Source organism: Nostoc flagelliforme FACHB-838, assembly GCF_014698065.1.
Lineage (GTDB): Bacteria > Cyanobacteriota > Cyanobacteriia > Cyanobacteriales > Nostocaceae > Nostoc > Nostoc flagelliforme_B.
In genome coordinates this window covers 1-18,080 of the sequence record NZ_JACJSI010000041.1, presented here as the reverse complement: position 1 = coordinate 18,080, position 18,080 = coordinate 1, and the positions used below count along the sequence as shown (strand labels likewise).

The following is an 18,080-nucleotide window of genomic DNA, read 5'->3' as shown; positions in this document are numbered from 1 at the left end:
TTAGAAGATAAAACTTTCATCTCTAGCGTAAAAATACTACTTTTTCCCACCTGACCCCTAGCTATCTAGTATTTCAAGACTTGAGACTCAAGCACAGTAAGAAGTTCCGTATGTTGATCGACTAAAGCTTGTATTGTGTTAACTGGATGACGATGAAGGCGATGTTTTTGTTGGCGAGGAGCTTCAGAAACAGCTAATCTACGATGTTGAGCTTTATACTCAGCTATAGGTACTTGCTGAATTTGTTCAAGTAGCTGTTTCTCATTCTCAGCAAGGAATAGAACCTGATATTGCCCAAAATCACGCAATTCAACAGTTGATTTCCGCCCACTAATACGCCGCTGGTGACGACGTAAATTGCTGCAACATTGACTCAATTTTGAGATTATCAGGCGGCAAACCAGGGAGCCCATTCATATCAACGAAAGACTCAACAAAATAAAGAAAATACAGCGTGAATTATCCCAGTCCTTGGGTCGGAACCCAACTGTGGTAGAAATTGCTGAATCCCTGAAGGTAAGACCAGAGCAGGTTCAAGAATATATTCAAGCAGATCGAAAGCTAGTTTCTTTAGAAATGCGAGTGGGGAATGAGCAGGATACCGAATTAAGTGAACTTTTAGCTGACGAAAATGTTTCCCCTTTGGAAGAATTAAATTCTTCATTGATGCACCAGAATATTAAAGAGTTGCTAGCGTCCTTAGCCCCAATACAACGAGAAGTACTAACCCTACGTTTCGGGCTAGAAAATGGCCATCAACTGAGCTTAACTCAAATTGGAGAACGCCTTAACTTAAGCCGAGAAAGAATTTGCCAGCTTGAACAGAAAGCGCTCTCTATTCTTCGCCGTCAAAAAAGTGATATTAAGGAGTATCTTAATTAATTAGAATGATTTCCACCTCTACTACCATCGCGGACGTAAAGGTAATATTTACCCAGGGCAATTATCCTTGTTTTAATCATGAAGATGATGCTCTGGCTATACTATTAATCAAAAACAAGAAACTATATTTATAAATAGCAACTTAAAAAACTAATCAATGCCCAGCAAAACAATCGATGTCCGAGAGTACACTGTTAGAGCGCACAAGCGGGAAATTCACACTCGTGTTTTCAACTTCGTATGTAAGCAGTGCGAACAACCCACACAACGAGAAACCTTTGGTGTCCGACCTCTATATTGCGAGAAATGCCGTCCGCCACAACCTCCCAAGCAATCGAAAGTAGTCCCTATAGGTAAGAGGAAACCCAGAGCGATGAACTACAAGAGTGGCAAAGGCATTGAGGGGTGATTTTTTGTTTTGAGGTAAGGGCGATAAGCTCTCGCTTAAGTATAAAGGCGATCGCTCTTTTGTTTAATTGAAGCATCAGAGCGAGTGTTCTTTTTTTATTCCTACTTTTATAAAAATATTCTACTGATTTTGGCCCAATTTGTACTCCAGTTCTCCAAGCTCCCAACAGTCCTTAGTTTGCAACCAACTCAACACCTCTTCTCGCTGTTGTAGTGGAATTGGTGCTGCGATCGCTAAAGCTTTAGCTAAAGAAGGTGCGATCGTTGTCATACACGGACGAAGGGAAGAACAAGCTAATAGAGTGGCTCAAGAGGTTAGTAAAGATGGTGGGCAAGCTTTTGTTGCTATTGGAGATTTAGCAACCAATGAAGGCGCAAATCAAGTGGCTGAAAAAATACTATCAACTCTTGATGGTGTGGAAATTTTGGTCAATAATGCTGGCTCATACGAAGACCGGGACTGGATTAATAGCCAACCAGAGGAATGGGCTGAAGTTTATAACACTAATGTGATTTCTATGGTGCGGGTGATTCAGCTTCTTGTACCCCGAATGAAACAGCTAGGTTGGGGACGTATCATCCAGATTGCTAGCGGATTAGCCACTCAGCCTAATGCTTCCTTACCTAACTATCAAGTTACAAAAGCTGCAACTTTAAATCTGACTGTGAGTCTTGCAAAGGAGTTATTCCAAACAGGCATTACCGTCAACACGGTGAGTCCTGGGCTTATTGCAACCGAAGGAGCAAAAAATATTTTTCATCAAATTGCTCTTCACAAAGGATGGGGTAAAGAGTGGGCAGACATTGAAAAGCACGCTATGCAAGAGTATTGGTCTAACCCAACAGGTCGTCTGGGACGACCTGACGAAATAGCAAACATGATTGCATACTTAGCCAGTCCACTTGCAGATTACATTAACGGTGCAAATATTCGGGTGGACGGCGGAGGTGTAGGAGCAATCAACTAATTTGCTCACCTATATTTCTGACACAAGCCTAGAAGTGACAATGGTTGATACAATCCAATCAAAAAACTTAGGAAGCTTCAAAAGGTGTGATCACAGTTTTGTTCACAAGATATCAACGCACTCTTATACAAAGGTACAAACATGACAAGTTATTTAGCAGATATCAAAACGACTCTCGAAGCGAAATTTACCCATCAATATGCTTTTGTGAACGGGATACGTCTGCACTACGTAATAGGTGGCAAAGGCGATCCAATAGTTTTGTTGCATGGTTGGCCACATACTTGGTATCAGTGGCATAAAGTTATGCCAGCCTTAGCTGAACACTATACTGTGATTGCAGTTGACATTCGTGGCTTTGGTGACTCTTCCAAGCCAGCAACTGGTTACGATAGCCGTACCGAAGCTGAAGATATTTACCAATTAGTCCATTCTCTCGGTTTTGAGCGGATTTTTTTAGCTGGGTCTGATTGGGGTGTCCCAGTAAACTACGCCTATGCATCTGCTCATCCAGAAGATGTACGTAGATTTGTAAACCTTGATGCAACGCTTCCAGGGTTCGGCTGGGAAGACCTAGCCGGGTATTCCTCAGAAACCTCCCGACAAGGTGGCGGAATTTGGCATTTTAACTTTAATGCTGTACCTGATCTCCCAGAGGCACTTATTGCAGGCAGAGAACGGATATTCATTTCCTACTTTTTCAATAAGTTTTCTTATAACCCGTCTGGAATCTCTGAGGCTGAAATCGACGAGTATGTTCGTTGGTATTCTGCACCAGGAGCAGTACGCAGTTCTCTTGGACTTTACCGCGCTATTTATGAGTCAGTGCAACAAAATAAAGAAAATGCCAAGACAAAACTCAAAATGCCAGTACTAGTTCTAGGAGCTTCCCACGGTTTAGGCGATCGCCCAATTAAGGCAATGCAGGCAGTTGCTGAGGATGTTCGCGGTACAGTTATTGAAGGCTGCGGACATTTTATTCCTGAAGAACGTCCAGAGTACCTGATTGAACAGCTGCTCCAGTTCTTTGGCGAGGATTACAAATCTTAATTCTAGGTTTGTGACCCCTGCACAAAGTATTGATAATTTAGCTTGCAGTCAAGGTTCATAAACTACTTGTGAACAGGTACTGCCAAGTATGTATAGCACTTGCGAACAATTTACATTTTGAAAAAATTTAGTATAAAGGAGAAGTACATTGGAAAGCAATACTAACCCAGTAGTGTCACCAGCAGGCGAAAGTCTTGTTTACTCAGTCGTGGGAGACACATACACTTTTAAAGCAGTTAGCGAAGATACTGGCGGAGCCTATTCAACATTTGAGTTTTTCATTCCGCCCCAACATGGATCTCCACCTCACATTCATCATCGGGAAGACGAGACATTCTATATCTTAGAGGGGGAGTTATTGTTCCAGGTTGGAGATCAAAATATAGTTTTGTCAGCTGGTAGCTTTGTTCATGCACCCAAAGGTATTCCTCATTCCTTTAAAAATGTAGGCACGACACCGGCAAGAACTTTCACAACAGCTATTCCTGCGGGGTTGGAGAACTTTTTTGAGGAAGTAGGCTATTTAGTGAAAGACAAAGATACGCCCGTACCTATCCCGCTCGAAGAGCAAATTAAAAAGATGCGTGAAGTAGGTCCAAAATATGGTGTTGAAATACTATAATCTTCACACTTGATATAGCACTCCTAGATCATTTGTGAAAGCTTCTCTTCCTTTTATTGGCGCTCTTGGCGTCTTCTCTACGAGCCACTGTGCGTTGGCGGAAGCCTCTCGCAGAGAAGGCGGTTAGAGCTTGTCACGAAACAACCTTCCTTCTTTTTAGTTAGAAATGCTTTCTCTGTAAGCTTTTTAGGTGGCAAATTGTAAAAGTTGTTTCTTGACAGTGGCAAAGGTATTGAGTAAAGGTTAGATTTACTTTATAAATAGCCTCTAACTTGAGTTTATTCTCAATCCACTGACCTATGGAGTTTGGTAAACCCAATTTAATAGTTGAGAGATTGCTTCTTTGCTACCAGAATCCACTAGGCTCAAGTTTAAGGGTGCTTGACTGATAAATTGAGCATAAGAAGCGCTCAGGTGAAGACGATATTCTTCTTGATTGCAAAGATGCGTTTTGAAAAAGGCAACTCCTAAGGCATTCATATAAGAATAAACACTTTTTCTATCGGGACCCAACAATTCTTGCGGTACAGGGATAGCTCTTGGGCTGAGTGATAAGTCTGATTCTACAGAGAAGTGAGTAGCGTTCTCAATGATAGCCAAGTATTTGTCTTTGCTAGATAATTTGGTAAAAGGTCGAATTTGTTCGGGAACTGCGGGGGTAAATATATCATGACTTCCAGCCACCATAATCACTGGCACTAATATTTTACTGATTCCTTTTTCACCCAACAAAGTGCTATTCAAGGGATTCATGACCATAATCGCTTTAATGCGATCGTCTTTGATGGGATAGTTGTCAGGTTTGAGGTCGTTAGCACGACATTGTAGAAAAGTTGACAAATTTAAAGAACGATTTGGATTGCAGTCTTTATGAATGTTCTCAAAATCAAAGGTTCCTCCAGCTAATGCTAGAGATGTATAACCGCCAAGCGAATGTCCAATTAAACCGACTTGTTGCAGATTTAACTTATTTTGAAATCTGGGGTCAGTCTTGGAAAGATGTTGGAGTTGATCTAAGAGGTATTTGACATCCAAAGAACGGTCAATTAATTCTGTGGCTTTGGGAGGCCCATCAAACCCTGCTAAAAATTGTTGAAATTGTTTGGAGTTAGCAACGGGATGGTCAAGAGCAGCGACGACAAAGCCGTATGACGCTAAATGTTTAGCTATATAAACAAAACTATTACGGTCTTCTGCCAAACCGTGAGAAATCACAATTACCGGGTAAGGTTCTGATGTTGTTCCTGATTTCGGTTTGGGTAAGTAAACATCAACATCATATTTCCGTTCTAAAACACTTCCTGAGTGCCCATCACGAGAATAATTTTGTAAGGTTAAGATAATTTTTTCGATGTTAAATTCACCAGATTTGCGAATATCTGGTTTTTGAGCAAAATCTATTGGTAGCAAATTAGCAGCTTCTTTATCTGCTATCTGCTGTATTTTAGAAATAACTAAATCTCTTTTTTGCAACAGATCTGATAACTGTCCCATTATCTGCATACTTTCTGAAAAATCCAGGCGAATGCTGGAAGTAGAATAGTTTTTTATGATATTAACTAAAGTCAATCCATCAGGACTGGCGGCAGATAATATTAAGGCAGAACGGAGGGCATAAAAACCATTTTGTCTGCTTGGTGTTTGCAATAATTCACCAAAGCGTTGCAGTATTTTTACACCAATAGGAGAATAGGTAAATTGCGATACAAAAACGGGAGAAAATTGGAATTTAGTTCTGAGCATCTTCCGTATTTGAGCTAATTGCTCTGGGTTAGTACGATTGGCATAAAAGGCAAAGTCTTTGGTAATTTCGCCTTCGTTGACAAACACTTCTAAATCTTTTGTGGCAATATTAAAGTCACCAAAGGGCGGATAATTGAATTCAATGCGGTCTGCTCCTAATACAGGGGTACTGATGGCAATACTGGAGATAATGCCAAAGAAGTAGGCGAGAGTTTTTTTTAACATAAGGATTTACGGGATGGGATTTATAAGATTGTAGATATAGCACGTTGGTTGCCAAGCATAAGATTGAGTATCTTGTCTTGCGTTTGATTGGTTGCACCCAGATTTGTGATAAGTTCCGCTACTGTAGAAGTTCTTTGTCCAGCTAGAGTTAACTCACCGTTATTGACAAAGGTGTAAGTACCCTGTTCTAAAAAAGTTGCAGATTGCTTTATATACTTTCTGTAGTCTTTTACTATAGAAGTATATGCTTCTGAATTAAGGAAACTTTCCATGTCCATCGAATTTTTAAAGGCAATTTCAAATGCTGCTTGATATTGCTTTTCTAATGGTTCGTGATGAGAAACTCCAGGTGCTGGTGGAAGTGAATTGTCATGCTCCTCAAGTAGATGCAATTTAAACTTAAGAACTAAATCACTTTTCCAAAAAGATTCAGCAAATGTATCATTCACCAGATATTTACGAAACTCATCAACAGTGATATCATTTGCCTTTTTGAGCATAACATGAAATTTAATTGCATTTATCTTGCCGATTGGAGAACTATTTTCTATGTTGTTAACATATGTTTTAGAATTACCATGAGTTGTTAGATACATAACAGCTTTACTAACAAAGTTCTGCTGATCAGAATCAAGAATAGCAGCAGTATTAATCCAGGTTTGAAAGTTCTCTTGTGATACAAACGTCAATTCTGCTATTCCATCCAACTGTTCTTGCTCTGAAATTTTGTATTCTACCCCATCAATGCTTGGCCAAATATTACCTCGATTATTACTCAAGTGGTACTGCCAATATTGGTATTGACCTGGTAGCCTTGCACTTACTGGACCATGCACATTTTTCCAATAGCTATAGAATGTTTGCCAATCTATTTCTTCTCTCTTTTTAAGAAGTATATATAGTGTTGTCACATCTTTATCATTTGCTGAGTAATTAACCTTTGTCATAGTTCATCTCCTAGTAATACAAACGTAGTTAAAGTCACATCTAATGCTGGTGTTTATGTTAGCAGTGGTAACAAGTTAGACTGCAAATTAGGTAGTGATCGCTAGATATAACCTGAAGTTTTGCCTGACTTTTCACCGCATGTGGAAAAGGTCATTTTGATGGTTTCTCAAGCCCTGATTTCTCCGTTGGGTATTCTCATTAACTCAAAATTATTGATAATCAGCCTGTGGAAAAAGCCACGCTTTTTAGGGGCTTGAGGACTTCCCGTGAAAAGTCAGGCAAGCAGATGGATGAGAATTTAGTATTTTTAGCCTGCCTGTTTTGCCCCCTTTGTGATCCCGAACTCACGTTAGATATAGGACTCCTGTCTAATTTCTGAACAGGATTTCAGATAAAATCTCGATCAAGCGGACATTCTATTCTCTATACGCTTTAAAAATCAAATCGGAGCCCAATAGCACATTACAATGTTGAAATAAAACTTCTACTCTTGAGCGGAAACTTTTGCAGTATGAACCGCTAGGCAAGGACTGGAGTCGGAATTTGAGCGAATTCATCACGGTAAATATCCATAATTGCAGCCAGTAGCCGTAATGCATCTGGTTGAGAACGTTGAAATGAATTGCGTCCGATGATAGAGCCAAATCCGCCACCCTTGTGAATAGCACGAATCTCATCAAGTAAAACATCATCACTTTCAGTAGGTCCACCCGAAAAAATTACGATTCGCCGACGATTGAACGTACATTGGACAATATGCCAAACTCGTTCGTTGAGAGTGGCAATTGGAATTTGCTCTTTTTCATAGACTTTACGGGCTGCTTCTTGCTCAATATGAGCAGTTGGTAGCTTCACCTTAATAATGTGGGCACCAAGTTGGGCAGCAATGTGAGCAGCATAGCTCGTCACGTCAATTGCAGTTTCTCCCGCTTTGCTCAGACCAGAGCCACGTGGGTAAGACCAGATAATTACTACTAAGCCATGACGTTTTGCCTCTTCAGCATAGCCGCGAATTTGTTCATACAACTCCAATCGATAAGTTGAGCCAGGATAGATAGTAAAACCAATCCCTACACAACCCAGTCTTAAAGCATCTTGAACACTCGCAGTCAAAGCTTGATTGGGGTCTTTTTCATCTATCAGCACATCATGGTCGTTAACTTTCAAAATAAGAGGAATATTACCCGCAAACTCTCTTGCACCCGCCTCTAGAAATCCTAAAGGAGCCGCATAAGCGTTGCAGCCTGATTCAATTGCTAACTCAAAATGATAATGAGGGTCGTAGGCAAGTGGGTTAGCGGCAAAACTACGGGCTGGTCCATGTTCAAACCCTTGATCAACAGGTAGGATAACAAGTTTACCAGTACCTGCTAACTTACCATGATTGAGTAGTCGTGCCAAGTTGGTTAGTGTTCCTGGGTTATCGCTGCCGTACCAACTCAGAATTTCTTTTACTTGTTGGGTCATTTTAATTCTCCAAAATAAATCAGCGAAACGGGCGGTTAGAAACCGCGTCTACACAAACAAAACCCACCTCCGTGGGTTTCAAACCCTTAATTTGGACTTAATCCGCGGAGGCGCACTTTGCCTCTATAGCCACTAATTCTATTCACCAGGGCTTAAGTTGACACTAGTGACAGCTACCCGACGGATGTGGTTCCTATAGATGAAAACTGCTGTAATGACCTGCTGACAAGAGAAGTTGAGAATAAATTATGGGTTTCTACATTCAGTAATGGCATTTTCTGCCAACATCTGCGGCAGAACCAATACATCTTCTTATTGCAAATATGTTGCAGCATTCGATGAGAGCAGTAAGGACAATTTTTCATCTCAAGGGCTGGTTTAGATTTGACCGCTTACTGTTGATTCCCTTGAGTCTTCATCAAGTACTGACTTTGAGCGGTTGTTACCCAAAATGAATCGTTCCACTGCATTAGCAAATCCTTCCTCTTCATAGGAAGTTGTTACATATTTGGCCTGATGCTGCACTTGGACACTGGCGTTGCCCATAGCAATACTTAGACCACTTTGTTCAAACATTGGTACATCGTTAGGCATATCGCCAATGGTGGCAATCTCTTGAGCCGGAATTGCCAGGAGTTCAGCGAGACGTTGCACCACTGCCCCCTTGTTGGCGCGAGGGTAGGTGACATCTAAATAGTAGGGCTGGGAGCGGGCAGCAGAAACTTGCTCCCCATTACCGGAACTTGCGCCTATCTGACAGCAGATTTGTCCACTGAACTCTCGTTGCATATCAACCTCACATCGTGCCACTGCTTCCAAGTCATCGCTGACACCAACGATTTTGGCAACGTTGTTTAGCAGTCCATCAAAGTTGGATACAACCGTTGGTGAGAATTTGACCGTTTTTTCTTCACGGTCAACGTGAGAGCCGTGGCGCTCTGGTACAAACCAATCCTTGCCTTGATAGACCCAAACATCCAGTCTGTGAGCAATAATGATTTCAATGACCTGCTTGGCGATCGCTTGAGTCAGTACATTCTGATCAATAATGGAGAGGTCAGAATTAAAGAATACCGCTCCATTGAAGCCCGCCATCGGGGCAGTCAAATTAAGTGCATCCACAATCATCTTCATGCCTAAGGGTGGGCGACCACTAGTAATGGTGAAGATAATACCAGCCTGCTTCAGATTTTGGACTGCTGTATAGGTGCGATTTGTCAATATCTTCTCACGATTAACCAAAGTGCCGTCTATATCGGCAACCAACAAAGAAATTTGAGATGGTTTGAACTGAATCGTTTGATTCATAAATTTTGTCACTTATATTCTTTGGGCGATCGCATTCATTCAATGCTTAACTGGAGCAATAAAATCGGTACTTGTTCTCCATTGCCGACCATCACGTTGCAACAACTCATCTGCATCTTTTGGACCCCAAGTACCTGCGGCATAGTTGGGAAAGTCACGTGGTGGCAAAGCTTTCCATACATCCAGAATTGGACTGACCACTTTCCAGCCTAATTCAACATTGTCCGATCGCTGAAACAAAGTAGCGTCACCAATCATGCAGTCGTAAAGCAAGGTTTCATACCCCGTGCTGGGCGTACTATTAAAGTAGTCAGTGTAAGCAAAGTCCATATCCACCGCCCCCATTCGTACTGTCGGGCCAGGAACTTTTGCTCCAAATTGTAAACTAATTCCCTCGTTGGGTTGGATACGAATCACCAGAAAGTTGGGAACTAGTTGGTCAACGGAGGTTTCATGAAAAAGCAAGGATGGTACTCGCTTGAATTGGATGGCAATTTCAGTGACTCGCTGTGGTAGACACTTCCCTGTACGTAGATAAAAAGGTACATCTGCCCAACGCCAGTTATCAATCATCAGTTTCAGGGCAGCAAAGGTTTCTGTCCCAGAGTCAGGAGCAACGCGAGGCTCCAAACGGTAATTAGGTATATGCTCTCCTTTGACTATCCCTTCGCCGTACTGCCCGCGAATGGTATGAGTTAGCACATCTTGAGGAGTTAGGGGTTGAATTGCCTTGAGTAGTTTCGACTTTTCATCTCGCACTGCGTCTGCTTCAAAAGAAACAGGCGGTTCCATTGCCATCATCGCCAGCAGTTGGAATATATGATTTTGAACCATATCGCGGATTGCCCCGGCTCCTTCATAGTAGCCGCCTCTGCGTTCTACTCCAACAGTCTCACCAACTGTAATCTGTACATGATCAATATAGCGGTGATTCCAAATCGGCTCAAATAGCCCGTTGCCGAAGCGGAAGACCAAAATATTCTGCACCGTCTCCTTACCGAGGTAGTGGTCAATCCGATATATTTGACTTTCTTTGAGAATTGTGCTGATATTTTTATTGAGGGCGCGAGCAGATTCTAAATCGTGTCCAAAAGGTTTTTCAATAATCACACGTCGCCAGGAACCATCTTCTTGGGTAAGTCCAACAGAGCCTAGTTGCCAGATGATGTCGCAAAAGAAATTAGGCGCAGTTGCTAAATAGTAAAGATAGTTACCTTGAGTGCTACATTCTCGATCAACCTGCATGAGCAATTCTTTGAGCTGACTGTAAGTTTGGGTGTCTTGGAAATCACCTGCCAGATAATACAGCCGTTTCTCAAACCACTGCCAAAGTTGGGGGTCAATGTCGTTAGTGGAGAATTCTTCGATATCCCGACTCATTTGAATCCGAAAATCTTCGTTACTCATGGGGGCACGGATGACACCGACAATGGCAAACTCATTAGGCAGCAAGTTACTGCGTGCCAAGTTATAGAGAGCAGGAATAAGCTTGCGCTTAGTTAAGTCTCCAGCTGCACCGAAAATAACTATTACACAGGGATTTGCTGGTCGGTCTGGCAATTTAGTCAGGTTATTTGCTTTTGCAAAAGTCATGATTTTACAAGTAATATCCCTTATACGATTTCACTAAATAGCTGATACAGATACATGGGTGAGGGCGTACAGCTCTACGCCTGTACAGCCGATTCATTTATTACAAAGATTTTTGGAAATCCTTTAGCTGTGTTGCTCAACGTGTCCGCCAAACTTGTAGCGCATGGCAGACAGCATTTTCTCTGCAAAAGTATGCTCCTGTCGGGAGCGGAAACGAGTATAGAGGGCAGCCGATAGTACATCGGTAGGGACGGCTTCTTCGATCGCAGCCATAATTGTCCAACGCCCTTCACCTGAGTCCTGCACATACCCACTGTAATTAGAAAGTGTGGGATTCTCTGCGAGCGCCATTGCGGTCAAGTCTAACAGCCAAGACCCAACTACACTACCGCGCCGCCAGACTTCGGAAATATCTGCCACATTTAGGTCATAACGGTAATCTTCAGCTAGTTCTTGAGAGTTGGCATTGCGGAAAATGTCAAACCCCTCAGCGTATGCTTGCATTAACGCATACTCAATGCCATTATGCACCATTTTGACGAAGTGTCCTGCTCCATAAGCACCACAGTGTAAGTAACCGATTTCAGCAGTGCTTCTCAGATTTTCTCTTCCAGGTGTCTTGGGAATATCTCCTGTTCCCGGAGCAAGGGACTTAAAAATCGGGTCGAGGCAACTGACAACCTCTGCTTTGCCACCAATCATCAGACAGTAACCCCGCTCTAATCCCCATACACCGCCGCTTGTGCCGACATCAATATAGTTAATACCTTTTTCGTTCAGTAATTTGGCACGACGGACATCATCTTTATAGTAGGAATTGCCGCCATCGATAATTATGTCACTTGGTTCCAGGTGTTGGGCTAAATCAGTAACTGTTTGTTCAGTTGCATCACCAGCAGGTACCATCGCCCAAACGACTCTGGGCTTTGTAAGTAGATGTACAAATTCATTAAGTGAGGTTGCCGCTGTGGCACCTTCGCCTTCTAGCTGCCGAACTTTGTCGGGCGTGCGGTTGAAGACTACGCACTCATGCCCATAGTGCATTAACCGTCTAACGATATTCGCGCCCATGCGCCCAAGACCTATTACACCAATTTGCATGATTTTTTTCCTCTTTAGAATGAAAGCCCTTTAGACCAAAACTTGCTTAATAACCGTCTGTAATAGCTCTAAACTTGCTTGCACATCTTTACCAAAATGTAATCTGAGAGCTCGACGGTTTCGGTCTGACAATACTTGAAAATCACCCCTTGCTTGCGCTGCTTTTACAACTCCAAAGCTGTATCGTTGACCAGTTACAGGCAAATTAACAGCATCATCACAAGTGATTTGCAGAAAAACGCCAGTGTTTGGGCCACCTTTGTATGCTTGTCCTGTGGAATGTAAAAAGCGAGGCCCGAAGCCCAAACAGGTTGCAACTTGCTTTGAGTCTCGAACTAATTGCCGGATAACTTGCAGTTGCGCTTGGTGGGATTCGTTCATTTCGATATAAGCTAGCAATGCAAAGTAGTCTCCACCTTGGAGTTGATTTAGATGGACGCGTAAATAACTAACTAGAGATTGGTCATGCCCCACTACTTCAGACAGGAATACAGCATTTTTGGGGTCAGTGAATAATTTAATCCCTGCTTCTGTGAAAATTGGCGTTTCCGGTGGTAATGCCCCAGTTATTTCATATTCAGTTGTCAATTGCCGAGTAGCGATTTTGCTAGCTTCTACATCAGGTTGGTTAAAGGCATTAATGCCGATAATTGACCCAGCAACCGCAGTGGCAATTTCCCAACGGAAAAACTCTTGTCCTAGCTGGTATGGATTTGCAACAGAAATACGGACGGTTGGCTGTCCTGCTTGTTCTAGTGCTGCTACAGCAGCATCTTGATTTGGGTCAGGAGCAGATTCTAGACGAATATACACGAACAAGCGATCGCTACCGTATACTTTTGGATCTCCTAATGGTTCGCGGTCAATTGGAATTAATCCCAAGTTATCTTTACCCGTAGACTCCGCCAGCAATTGCTCTAGCCAGCCACCTAAATCTGCAATCAATGGCGAGGTAATCAGCGTTACTTTATCTCGTCCTTGGTTTGCCAATGCCCCCAAAATGATGCCGAGAACAACACCAGGATTATCCTTGGCTGGAACTGAAGGAGCACAGGAATGCACCATCTCTTCAGCCGAGTCTAGCAGCTTGGCAACATCTACACCCATTGCCGCAGCTGGCACCATCCCAAAGTTAGATAAGGCAGAATAGCGGCCACCAATACTAGGCACACCAAAGAAGATATGACGGAAGTTGTCATCTTCTGCAATGTGTTGCAGCTGAGAACCAGGGTCTGTAATCGCAATGAAATGGTTTCCTGCTGATTCTGCCCCCAGAATTTGCTGCACCCGATCAAAGAAATATTGCTTAAAGATATTTGGCTCTAAGGTGCTACCAGACTTACTAGACACAATGAACAGGGTTTTGGTGAAGTTAATTTGATTTAAAAGCGTCTGAATCTGAGCAGGGTCAGTTGAATCTAGCACCAATAATTCTGGGTATCCTGCAACTTTGCCAAAAGTTAGCTTCATTACCTCTGGACAAAGTGACGATCCACCCATACCCAGCAACACAACGTGAGAAAAGCCCGAATCTTTAACTTCTTGTGCCAACTGTTTGAGGTAATCGATTTGCGCTAACTGATCTTCAGTAATACCGAGCCAACCCAACCAGCGATTTTCATCTGCGCCTGTCCACAACGAAGCATCATGCGACCACAGTCTACGAATTTTGCCCTGAACTCGCCAGGTTTCTAAGTGTGCTTGAACGCTAGCAGTAAGGTCTTCTGATAGTTTGTATGATAAAGAATCTAGTTTTGCTCCCAAAACTATTTCTCGCTTTTTCTCTACTGAACCCAACAATTGGTCAAAGGCATCGGAAAATAAATCCAATCCTTCAAACAGCAATTGATCTGTGACGCTTTTAAAGGAAATACCTGCTCTTTCCAGTTTCAGCATCATCTCAGAAGCAATGTCAAGGTTCTCGGTCAAACTAGAGCGAGGCTGTCCGTGGTCGGCAAAAGCTGCCAAAGTTGTAGGAGGAATTGTATTGACAGTGTTTATACCAATTAATTCTTCCACATATAAAACATCACTGTATTGTGGATTTTTAGTAGCTGTGCTTGCCCATAGAAGTCGTTGGGCTTTAGCACCCAACCCTGCAAGTTTTTGCCAGCGATCACTCTGGTAAATCTCTTGGTAGCGCTGATAAGTTAATTTGGCATTGGCGATCGCAATTCTCCCCAGCATCACTTCAAGTAATCGCCGCTCATCCTTATTGCTCGTTATTTTGAGTCGAGTCGCAATCAGATTATCAACGGCAGTATCAATCCGGCTAATGAAGAAGCTGGCAACACTGTTCACTTGACTGACATCTCCACCTCTAGCAGCAAGTGTCTCTAACCCGGCGATGTAGGCATTGGCAACTTGCTCATAGACTTCTTGGGCGAACAGTAGCGTCACATTGACATTAATGCCATCGCTGATCAGTTGTTGCATGGCAGGGATACCAGCAGGTGTAGCAGGAACTTTAATCATCAGGTTAGGCCTTTTTACAGCCAGCCAAAGCCGATGCGCTTCTAAAATCGTTCCCTGAGTATCGTGAGCTAAATAGGGTGAGACTTCCAGGCTGACGTAACCATCTTCTCTGTTGGTTTGTTGATAAATAGGTTGCAGGATATCAGCTGCTGCTTGGATATCTTCAATTGCTAACTGTTCATACAGCGAAATAGCATTTCGATCTTCACTATCCTCAATTATCTTGATGGTCTGATCGTAGTCAGTACTACCCGTGATGGCTTTCTGAAAAATTACTGGGTTAGATGTAACCCCTCGTACTCCATCATCATCAATTAGGCGTTGCAGTTCGCCACTAGTAATCAGGCTACGCCGGATATAGTCTAGCCAAATGGACTGTCCATAATTTTGTAATGCTTGCAAAGGGTTTGTTCTAGTTTCTGAAACAGTCATGATTTGGTCTCCTTAAGCTTTTGCTAATTGTGCCTTGGCTGCAAACGAAGATGTTCTCAGGAATGAAGCCAGATTTCTTTTGCAATTTTATTAGACAACAGATGTTAAGTAGCGATCGCGAGCCAGATGTTCCGATGTCGTTAACACAATGCTTATGAGCGTTACCTAAAAGGGCTGTTCGATAAATTAAGCTTTTTGGCGATTTTTGCCTTAGTCCTGATAAACTGATATCCATTTAAATTGCATCTGAGAAATCTCAAAAAAGCTTGGTATAAGCGGGATATTAAATTTTTGAGTACAGCTTTGCGTAAAATCGTAGCGATTTTAAACGCAGAGTTACATAGAATCTTGCCAAATTTACTTAGCTATGAATTTATGATATGAAAAAGGCAACAAGAGAATAAAAAGTTAACTTTTCGTCTCTGTGCCTTTGGATGTGGCATTAAAAGGTATAAATGGTATGTGATCATTATTTCGTTTCAAGCCTATCTTCACCAGCAAAGTTCTACACGTTATTAGTCAAGTTAAGCCTGTTAATGAAGTCCTACAAAAAATCGGACTTTTCACGGGAATGTTGAGACTATCTGGATATGCTTGAGAAAATTCATTCAAGAACTGTTGATAGCACTGGGTATCAACATGAGAAAATTCTAAAAAGAAGGATTCTCCGGTTGCAGGTTCAACCGCACCATAGAGCCAAAAGGCTTTGAATAACCACTGCCATTGTCCTATCGGTTTGACTCCACAGGCAGTAATCAAGCGTCCGAGCAGCGTGTGAAGTCCAAAACGGCTCTCATCTTGAGCGAAGTAGCGAATCGGGCGTTGTTGTTGACGAACTTGCCGATCATACTGACTTAACAACTCCAGGTCGTCTGCAAGTTTTTTTTAAAGGACTCTCGCTGTTGCGGCTTCTGCTTTTTGTGTTGCGGTCGCGGAACTTTCAGCTTGGCCTTGAGTCGATTATGGGTCATCTGATACACCGTATGATATTCTGCTTCCACTCCCAAAGTCTGGGCCAACCATTGCTGCACTGCTTTGTAGCTTTCAAACCCTTGATGCGGCTCCTCTAATCGCTTTGCCAACGCCCCTTCTGCCCATTGCGGAATTACCCGTACTCCTCCTGGCGAGCGCTTGAGGTAGCAGCATCTCATCCACTCCACCATTACGGTATTTCAATAACCAGGTTTGCACCGTGTTGCGATGTTTCCCCAGTGCTTTGGCGATCGCACTGACCGTCGGTGGATTCTCCTGTTTGAGCCAGTACAGCACTTGCAAGCGTTCTTTGGCTGTTGCTGTTTCGGCTTGACCCAACCTTTCTACTAAATTATCCAAACTTTCCTTTACTTCAATTGATGTCACGCCAACCATCGATAGAAACATCTAAAATCAACGTTTCTCAGTTTACCTCATCTGCCTTGTCTCCAATTTAAATTGGTATAAGATGTAGTGCAGCGCATAATTGAAAGGACGAAAGTAGTACCAAACACCTACCAAATCGGGGAAGTCTGCCAAATCATTGCGAAGGACAATCCAGAACTTAGGGGCAAAGGTGGCTGTTGGGCAATTGTCAGCGCAGTGAATGACTTTAGTTGCACCGTGAGAATGTGGGATGGCGAATCGCTGTTGGGTTACAGCACCTGAAGTCCTTCAACTACCTGCCCCAGGAGTGTGAGCAGATGCAGTCCTTGAGCAATCGTCTTACACAAATATATTTAGATTCGCTGGAGGAGACAGTTAAAAGTCTGTTTCAGTCGTTGGGTAAGGTGAATCGTCCCTATCTTACTGCTGTGGAAGAGAAATTGTTGAGTGTTGTGGAGTTGGAATATGGGAACGAGATTACCCAGATTTATTAGCATCTTCGTGAGTAGCAATTCTTTAGATTACTGCTTTTTGCCTGCTAGCTTGAGAGCAGCCTATGATTCTGTTAACTATGAATAGATGAAACTAATTCTATTTTCTGGTATTCCTGGCACTGGCAAAAGTACCCTATCAGAAGAAATTACACGGATATTGCATCTCCCTGTATTCTCTCGCTTACTGGATACTAGGGGCAATGCTGCTATCACAGTTGCGTGTTCAACAGGAGGGATTTTACGTTACGACTGCTGAAGCACTACTCACAATGCTAATCCAACGACAACTAATATTAGGACAATAGATGCAGTTCATACTTTAAATGAAAATGTTCAGACAATTCGGAAATATGTTAAATCCTGAAAATGATAACTAGAACTAGCTCATACCAAATTATTGTGAAGCTGCATGAAACTACAGAAAGCTGGAATGATTGCCAAGCATACTTTCTAGCCTTTTCATTCTATGCAACTTCATACAAAATTGGTATCAGGAAGAATGATTACTTGCTGTAGCAGTGTCAGCAGGTTCAGGAGATTAGCGATGTCTACGGCTAAAAAAATAAAAGTGAGGGATACAGTTACCCGTTAGAGAAGAAAAACTTAAAATTCAGAAATATACAATGTAGCAGGTGTTTTTAGCTGAAATTCAAATTAAATTTTTAACTAGTAAATTAGATAAAAAGCGATATCTTAAAGGGTTTGGATACAAGGATTTGTAATATTAATTAAGAAAAGGGTTAATTGAAGGACAAGACAGATAGAACCTTTTTTTATCCTTCAGTTAATCCTTTCTCTAGCTTTTGCAAAGCACCTTTCGTAAAAGTTCTACTGAAAGGGTATTCTAACGGCTGTTATTCGTTAACAATCGTAAAGCCTTCATAATCAATGACTCCAGTTGAAGCACTAGGTAAATTGACTGTACCAAGCAAGGTGGCGGTTGCAAAACCAGCACCGTTAGTACCTGTAGCACTACCTAAACTTAGACCTGATGCACTAAGCTCG

At 42.3% G+C, this 18,080-nt stretch carries 18 protein-coding genes; 7 read left to right on the top strand and 11 right to left on the bottom strand.

All coding sequences use genetic code 11. The features are described 5' to 3' along the window. Window positions 1–65: 65 nt before the first annotated feature. On the bottom strand, window positions 66–377 hold the full coding sequence (locus H6G97_RS19955; protein ID WP_190942449.1) for a hypothetical protein: 312 nt from the start codon (window positions 375–377) through the stop codon (window positions 66–68). 7 nt (window positions 378–384) lie between these two features. Between H6G97_RS19955 and H6G97_RS55420 the strand changes: the two genes are divergently transcribed. The 5 genes from H6G97_RS55420 to H6G97_RS19930 all read left to right on the top strand — a co-directional run bounded on the left by H6G97_RS55420 (window position 385) and on the right by H6G97_RS19930 (window position 3,930). After that, window positions 385–882: a sigma-70 domain-containing protein gene (locus H6G97_RS55420; protein WP_338421781.1), complete on the top strand. Its 498-nt coding sequence runs from the start codon at window positions 385–387 to the stop codon at window positions 880–882. Between the two features lie 157 nt (window positions 883–1,039). Further along, window positions 1,040–1,291 (top strand): hypothetical protein, encoded by a 252-nt coding sequence (locus H6G97_RS19945; RefSeq protein ID WP_190942447.1) that lies wholly within the window; start codon window positions 1,040–1,042, stop codon window positions 1,289–1,291. A 217-nt stretch (window positions 1,292–1,508) separates the two neighbouring features. Next, entirely contained in the window at window positions 1,509–2,258 is a 750-nt protein-coding gene (locus tag H6G97_RS19940; protein ID WP_338421780.1) for an SDR family NAD(P)-dependent oxidoreductase, read from the top strand. 141 nt (window positions 2,259–2,399) lie between these two features. After that, on the top strand, window positions 2,400–3,308 hold the full coding sequence (locus tag H6G97_RS19935) for an alpha/beta fold hydrolase (RefSeq protein WP_190942445.1): 909 nt from the start codon (window positions 2,400–2,402) through the stop codon (window positions 3,306–3,308). 148 nt (window positions 3,309–3,456) lie between these two features. Continuing rightward, the gene (locus H6G97_RS19930) at window positions 3,457–3,930 is read left to right on the top strand and encodes a cupin domain-containing protein (protein ID WP_190942444.1); all 474 of its coding nucleotides are present in this window, start codon (window positions 3,457–3,459) and stop codon (window positions 3,928–3,930) included. Window positions 3,931–4,227: 297 nt separating this feature from the next. On the opposite strand, the gene H6G97_RS19925 is transcribed toward H6G97_RS19930, so the two are convergent. The 10 genes from H6G97_RS19925 to H6G97_RS19880 all read right to left on the bottom strand — a co-directional run bounded on the left by H6G97_RS19925 (window position 4,228) and on the right by H6G97_RS19880 (window position 16,602). Next, the gene (locus H6G97_RS19925; protein WP_190942443.1) at window positions 4,228–5,898 is read right to left on the bottom strand and encodes an alpha/beta hydrolase; all 1,671 of its coding nucleotides are present in this window, start codon (window positions 5,896–5,898) and stop codon (window positions 4,228–4,230) included. A gap of 20 nt (window positions 5,899–5,918) precedes the next feature. Then, window positions 5,919–6,845 (bottom strand): EthD domain-containing protein, encoded by a 927-nt coding sequence (locus H6G97_RS19920; RefSeq protein WP_190942442.1) that lies wholly within the window; start codon window positions 6,843–6,845, stop codon window positions 5,919–5,921. Window positions 6,846–7,365: 520 nt separating this feature from the next. Then, on the bottom strand, window positions 7,366–8,313 hold the full coding sequence (locus H6G97_RS19915) for a class I fructose-bisphosphate aldolase (protein ID WP_190942441.1): 948 nt from the start codon (window positions 8,311–8,313) through the stop codon (window positions 7,366–7,368). 378 nt (window positions 8,314–8,691) lie between these two features. Continuing rightward, the gene (locus tag H6G97_RS19910; protein WP_190942440.1) at window positions 8,692–9,621 is read right to left on the bottom strand and encodes a Cof-type HAD-IIB family hydrolase; all 930 of its coding nucleotides are present in this window, start codon (window positions 9,619–9,621) and stop codon (window positions 8,692–8,694) included. 39 nt (window positions 9,622–9,660) lie between these two features. Then, window positions 9,661–11,214, bottom strand: coding sequence for a glucose-6-phosphate dehydrogenase (gene zwf / locus H6G97_RS19905; RefSeq protein ID WP_190942439.1), 1,554 nt, complete (start codon window positions 11,212–11,214; stop codon window positions 9,661–9,663). Between the two features lie 123 nt (window positions 11,215–11,337). After that, complete coding sequence (gnd, locus tag H6G97_RS19900; protein WP_190942438.1) at window positions 11,338–12,315, bottom strand: phosphogluconate dehydrogenase (NAD(+)-dependent, decarboxylating); 978 nt, start codon at window positions 12,313–12,315, stop codon at window positions 11,338–11,340. Between the two features lie 30 nt (window positions 12,316–12,345). Beyond that, window positions 12,346–15,222 carry a bifunctional transaldolase/phosoglucose isomerase gene (locus tag H6G97_RS19895; RefSeq protein ID WP_190942437.1) on the bottom strand — a complete coding sequence of 959 codons (2,877 nt, stop codon included), beginning with the start codon at window positions 15,220–15,222 and terminating at the stop codon, window positions 12,346–12,348. 519 nt (window positions 15,223–15,741) lie between these two features. Further along, window positions 15,742–16,083, bottom strand: a complete 342-nt coding sequence (locus H6G97_RS19890) for a hypothetical protein (RefSeq protein ID WP_190942436.1) — start codon at window positions 16,081–16,083, stop codon at window positions 15,742–15,744. Continuing rightward, on the bottom strand, window positions 16,077–16,373 hold the full coding sequence (locus tag H6G97_RS55980) for a winged helix-turn-helix domain-containing protein (protein WP_422394196.1): 297 nt from the start codon (window positions 16,371–16,373) through the stop codon (window positions 16,077–16,079). The genes H6G97_RS19890 and H6G97_RS55980 overlap by 7 nt, the downstream gene beginning before the upstream one ends. Further along, entirely contained in the window at window positions 16,267–16,602 is a 336-nt protein-coding gene (locus H6G97_RS19880) for a helix-turn-helix domain-containing protein (protein ID WP_190942434.1), read from the bottom strand. Before H6G97_RS19880 ends, H6G97_RS55980 begins: the two co-directional genes overlap by 107 nt. Before the next feature lie 66 nt (window positions 16,603–16,668). Here H6G97_RS19880 and H6G97_RS52640 point away from each other — a divergent pair, with 66 nt between their 5' ends. Both H6G97_RS52640 and H6G97_RS19875 read left to right on the top strand, forming a co-directional pair. Then, window positions 16,669–16,863, top strand: coding sequence for a hypothetical protein (locus H6G97_RS52640; protein ID WP_242055006.1), 195 nt, complete (start codon window positions 16,669–16,671; stop codon window positions 16,861–16,863). Beyond that, window positions 16,827–17,075: a hypothetical protein gene (locus H6G97_RS19875; RefSeq protein WP_242055005.1), complete on the top strand. Its 249-nt coding sequence runs from the start codon at window positions 16,827–16,829 to the stop codon at window positions 17,073–17,075. The genes H6G97_RS52640 and H6G97_RS19875 overlap by 37 nt, the downstream gene beginning before the upstream one ends. Window positions 17,076–18,080 lie beyond the last annotated feature (1,005 nt).

Excerpts from the sequence above, each read along its gene's own strand:
- H6G97_RS19945 (WP_190942447.1), top strand. The coding sequence starts at position 1,040 with ATGCCCAGCAAAACAATCGATGTCCGAGAGTACACTGTTAGAGCGCAC.
- H6G97_RS19935 (WP_190942445.1), top strand. The coding sequence starts at position 2,400 with ATGACAAGTTATTTAGCAGATATCAAAACGACTCTCGAAGCGAAATTT.
- H6G97_RS19925 (WP_190942443.1), bottom strand. The coding sequence starts at position 5,898 with ATGTTAAAAAAAACTCTCGCCTACTTCTTTGGCATTATCTCCAGTATT.
- H6G97_RS19920 (WP_190942442.1), bottom strand. The coding sequence starts at position 6,845 with ATGACAAAGGTTAATTACTCAGCAAATGATAAAGATGTGACAACACTA.
- H6G97_RS19915 (WP_190942441.1), bottom strand. The coding sequence starts at position 8,313 with ATGACCCAACAAGTAAAAGAAATTCTGAGTTGGTACGGCAGCGATAAC.
- H6G97_RS19910 (WP_190942440.1), bottom strand. The coding sequence starts at position 9,621 with ATGAATCAAACGATTCAGTTCAAACCATCTCAAATTTCTTTGTTGGTT.
- zwf (WP_190942439.1), bottom strand. The coding sequence starts at position 11,214 with ATGACTTTTGCAAAAGCAAATAACCTGACTAAATTGCCAGACCGACCA.
- gnd (WP_190942438.1), bottom strand. The coding sequence starts at position 12,315 with ATGCAAATTGGTGTAATAGGTCTTGGGCGCATGGGCGCGAATATCGTT.
- H6G97_RS19895 (WP_190942437.1), bottom strand. The coding sequence starts at position 15,222 with ATGACTGTTTCAGAAACTAGAACAAACCCTTTGCAAGCATTACAAAAT.
- H6G97_RS55980 (WP_422394196.1), bottom strand. The coding sequence starts at position 16,373 with ATGAGATGCTGCTACCTCAAGCGCTCGCCAGGAGGAGTACGGGTAATT.
- H6G97_RS19880 (WP_190942434.1), bottom strand. The coding sequence starts at position 16,602 with ATGTTTCTATCGATGGTTGGCGTGACATCAATTGAAGTAAAGGAAAGT.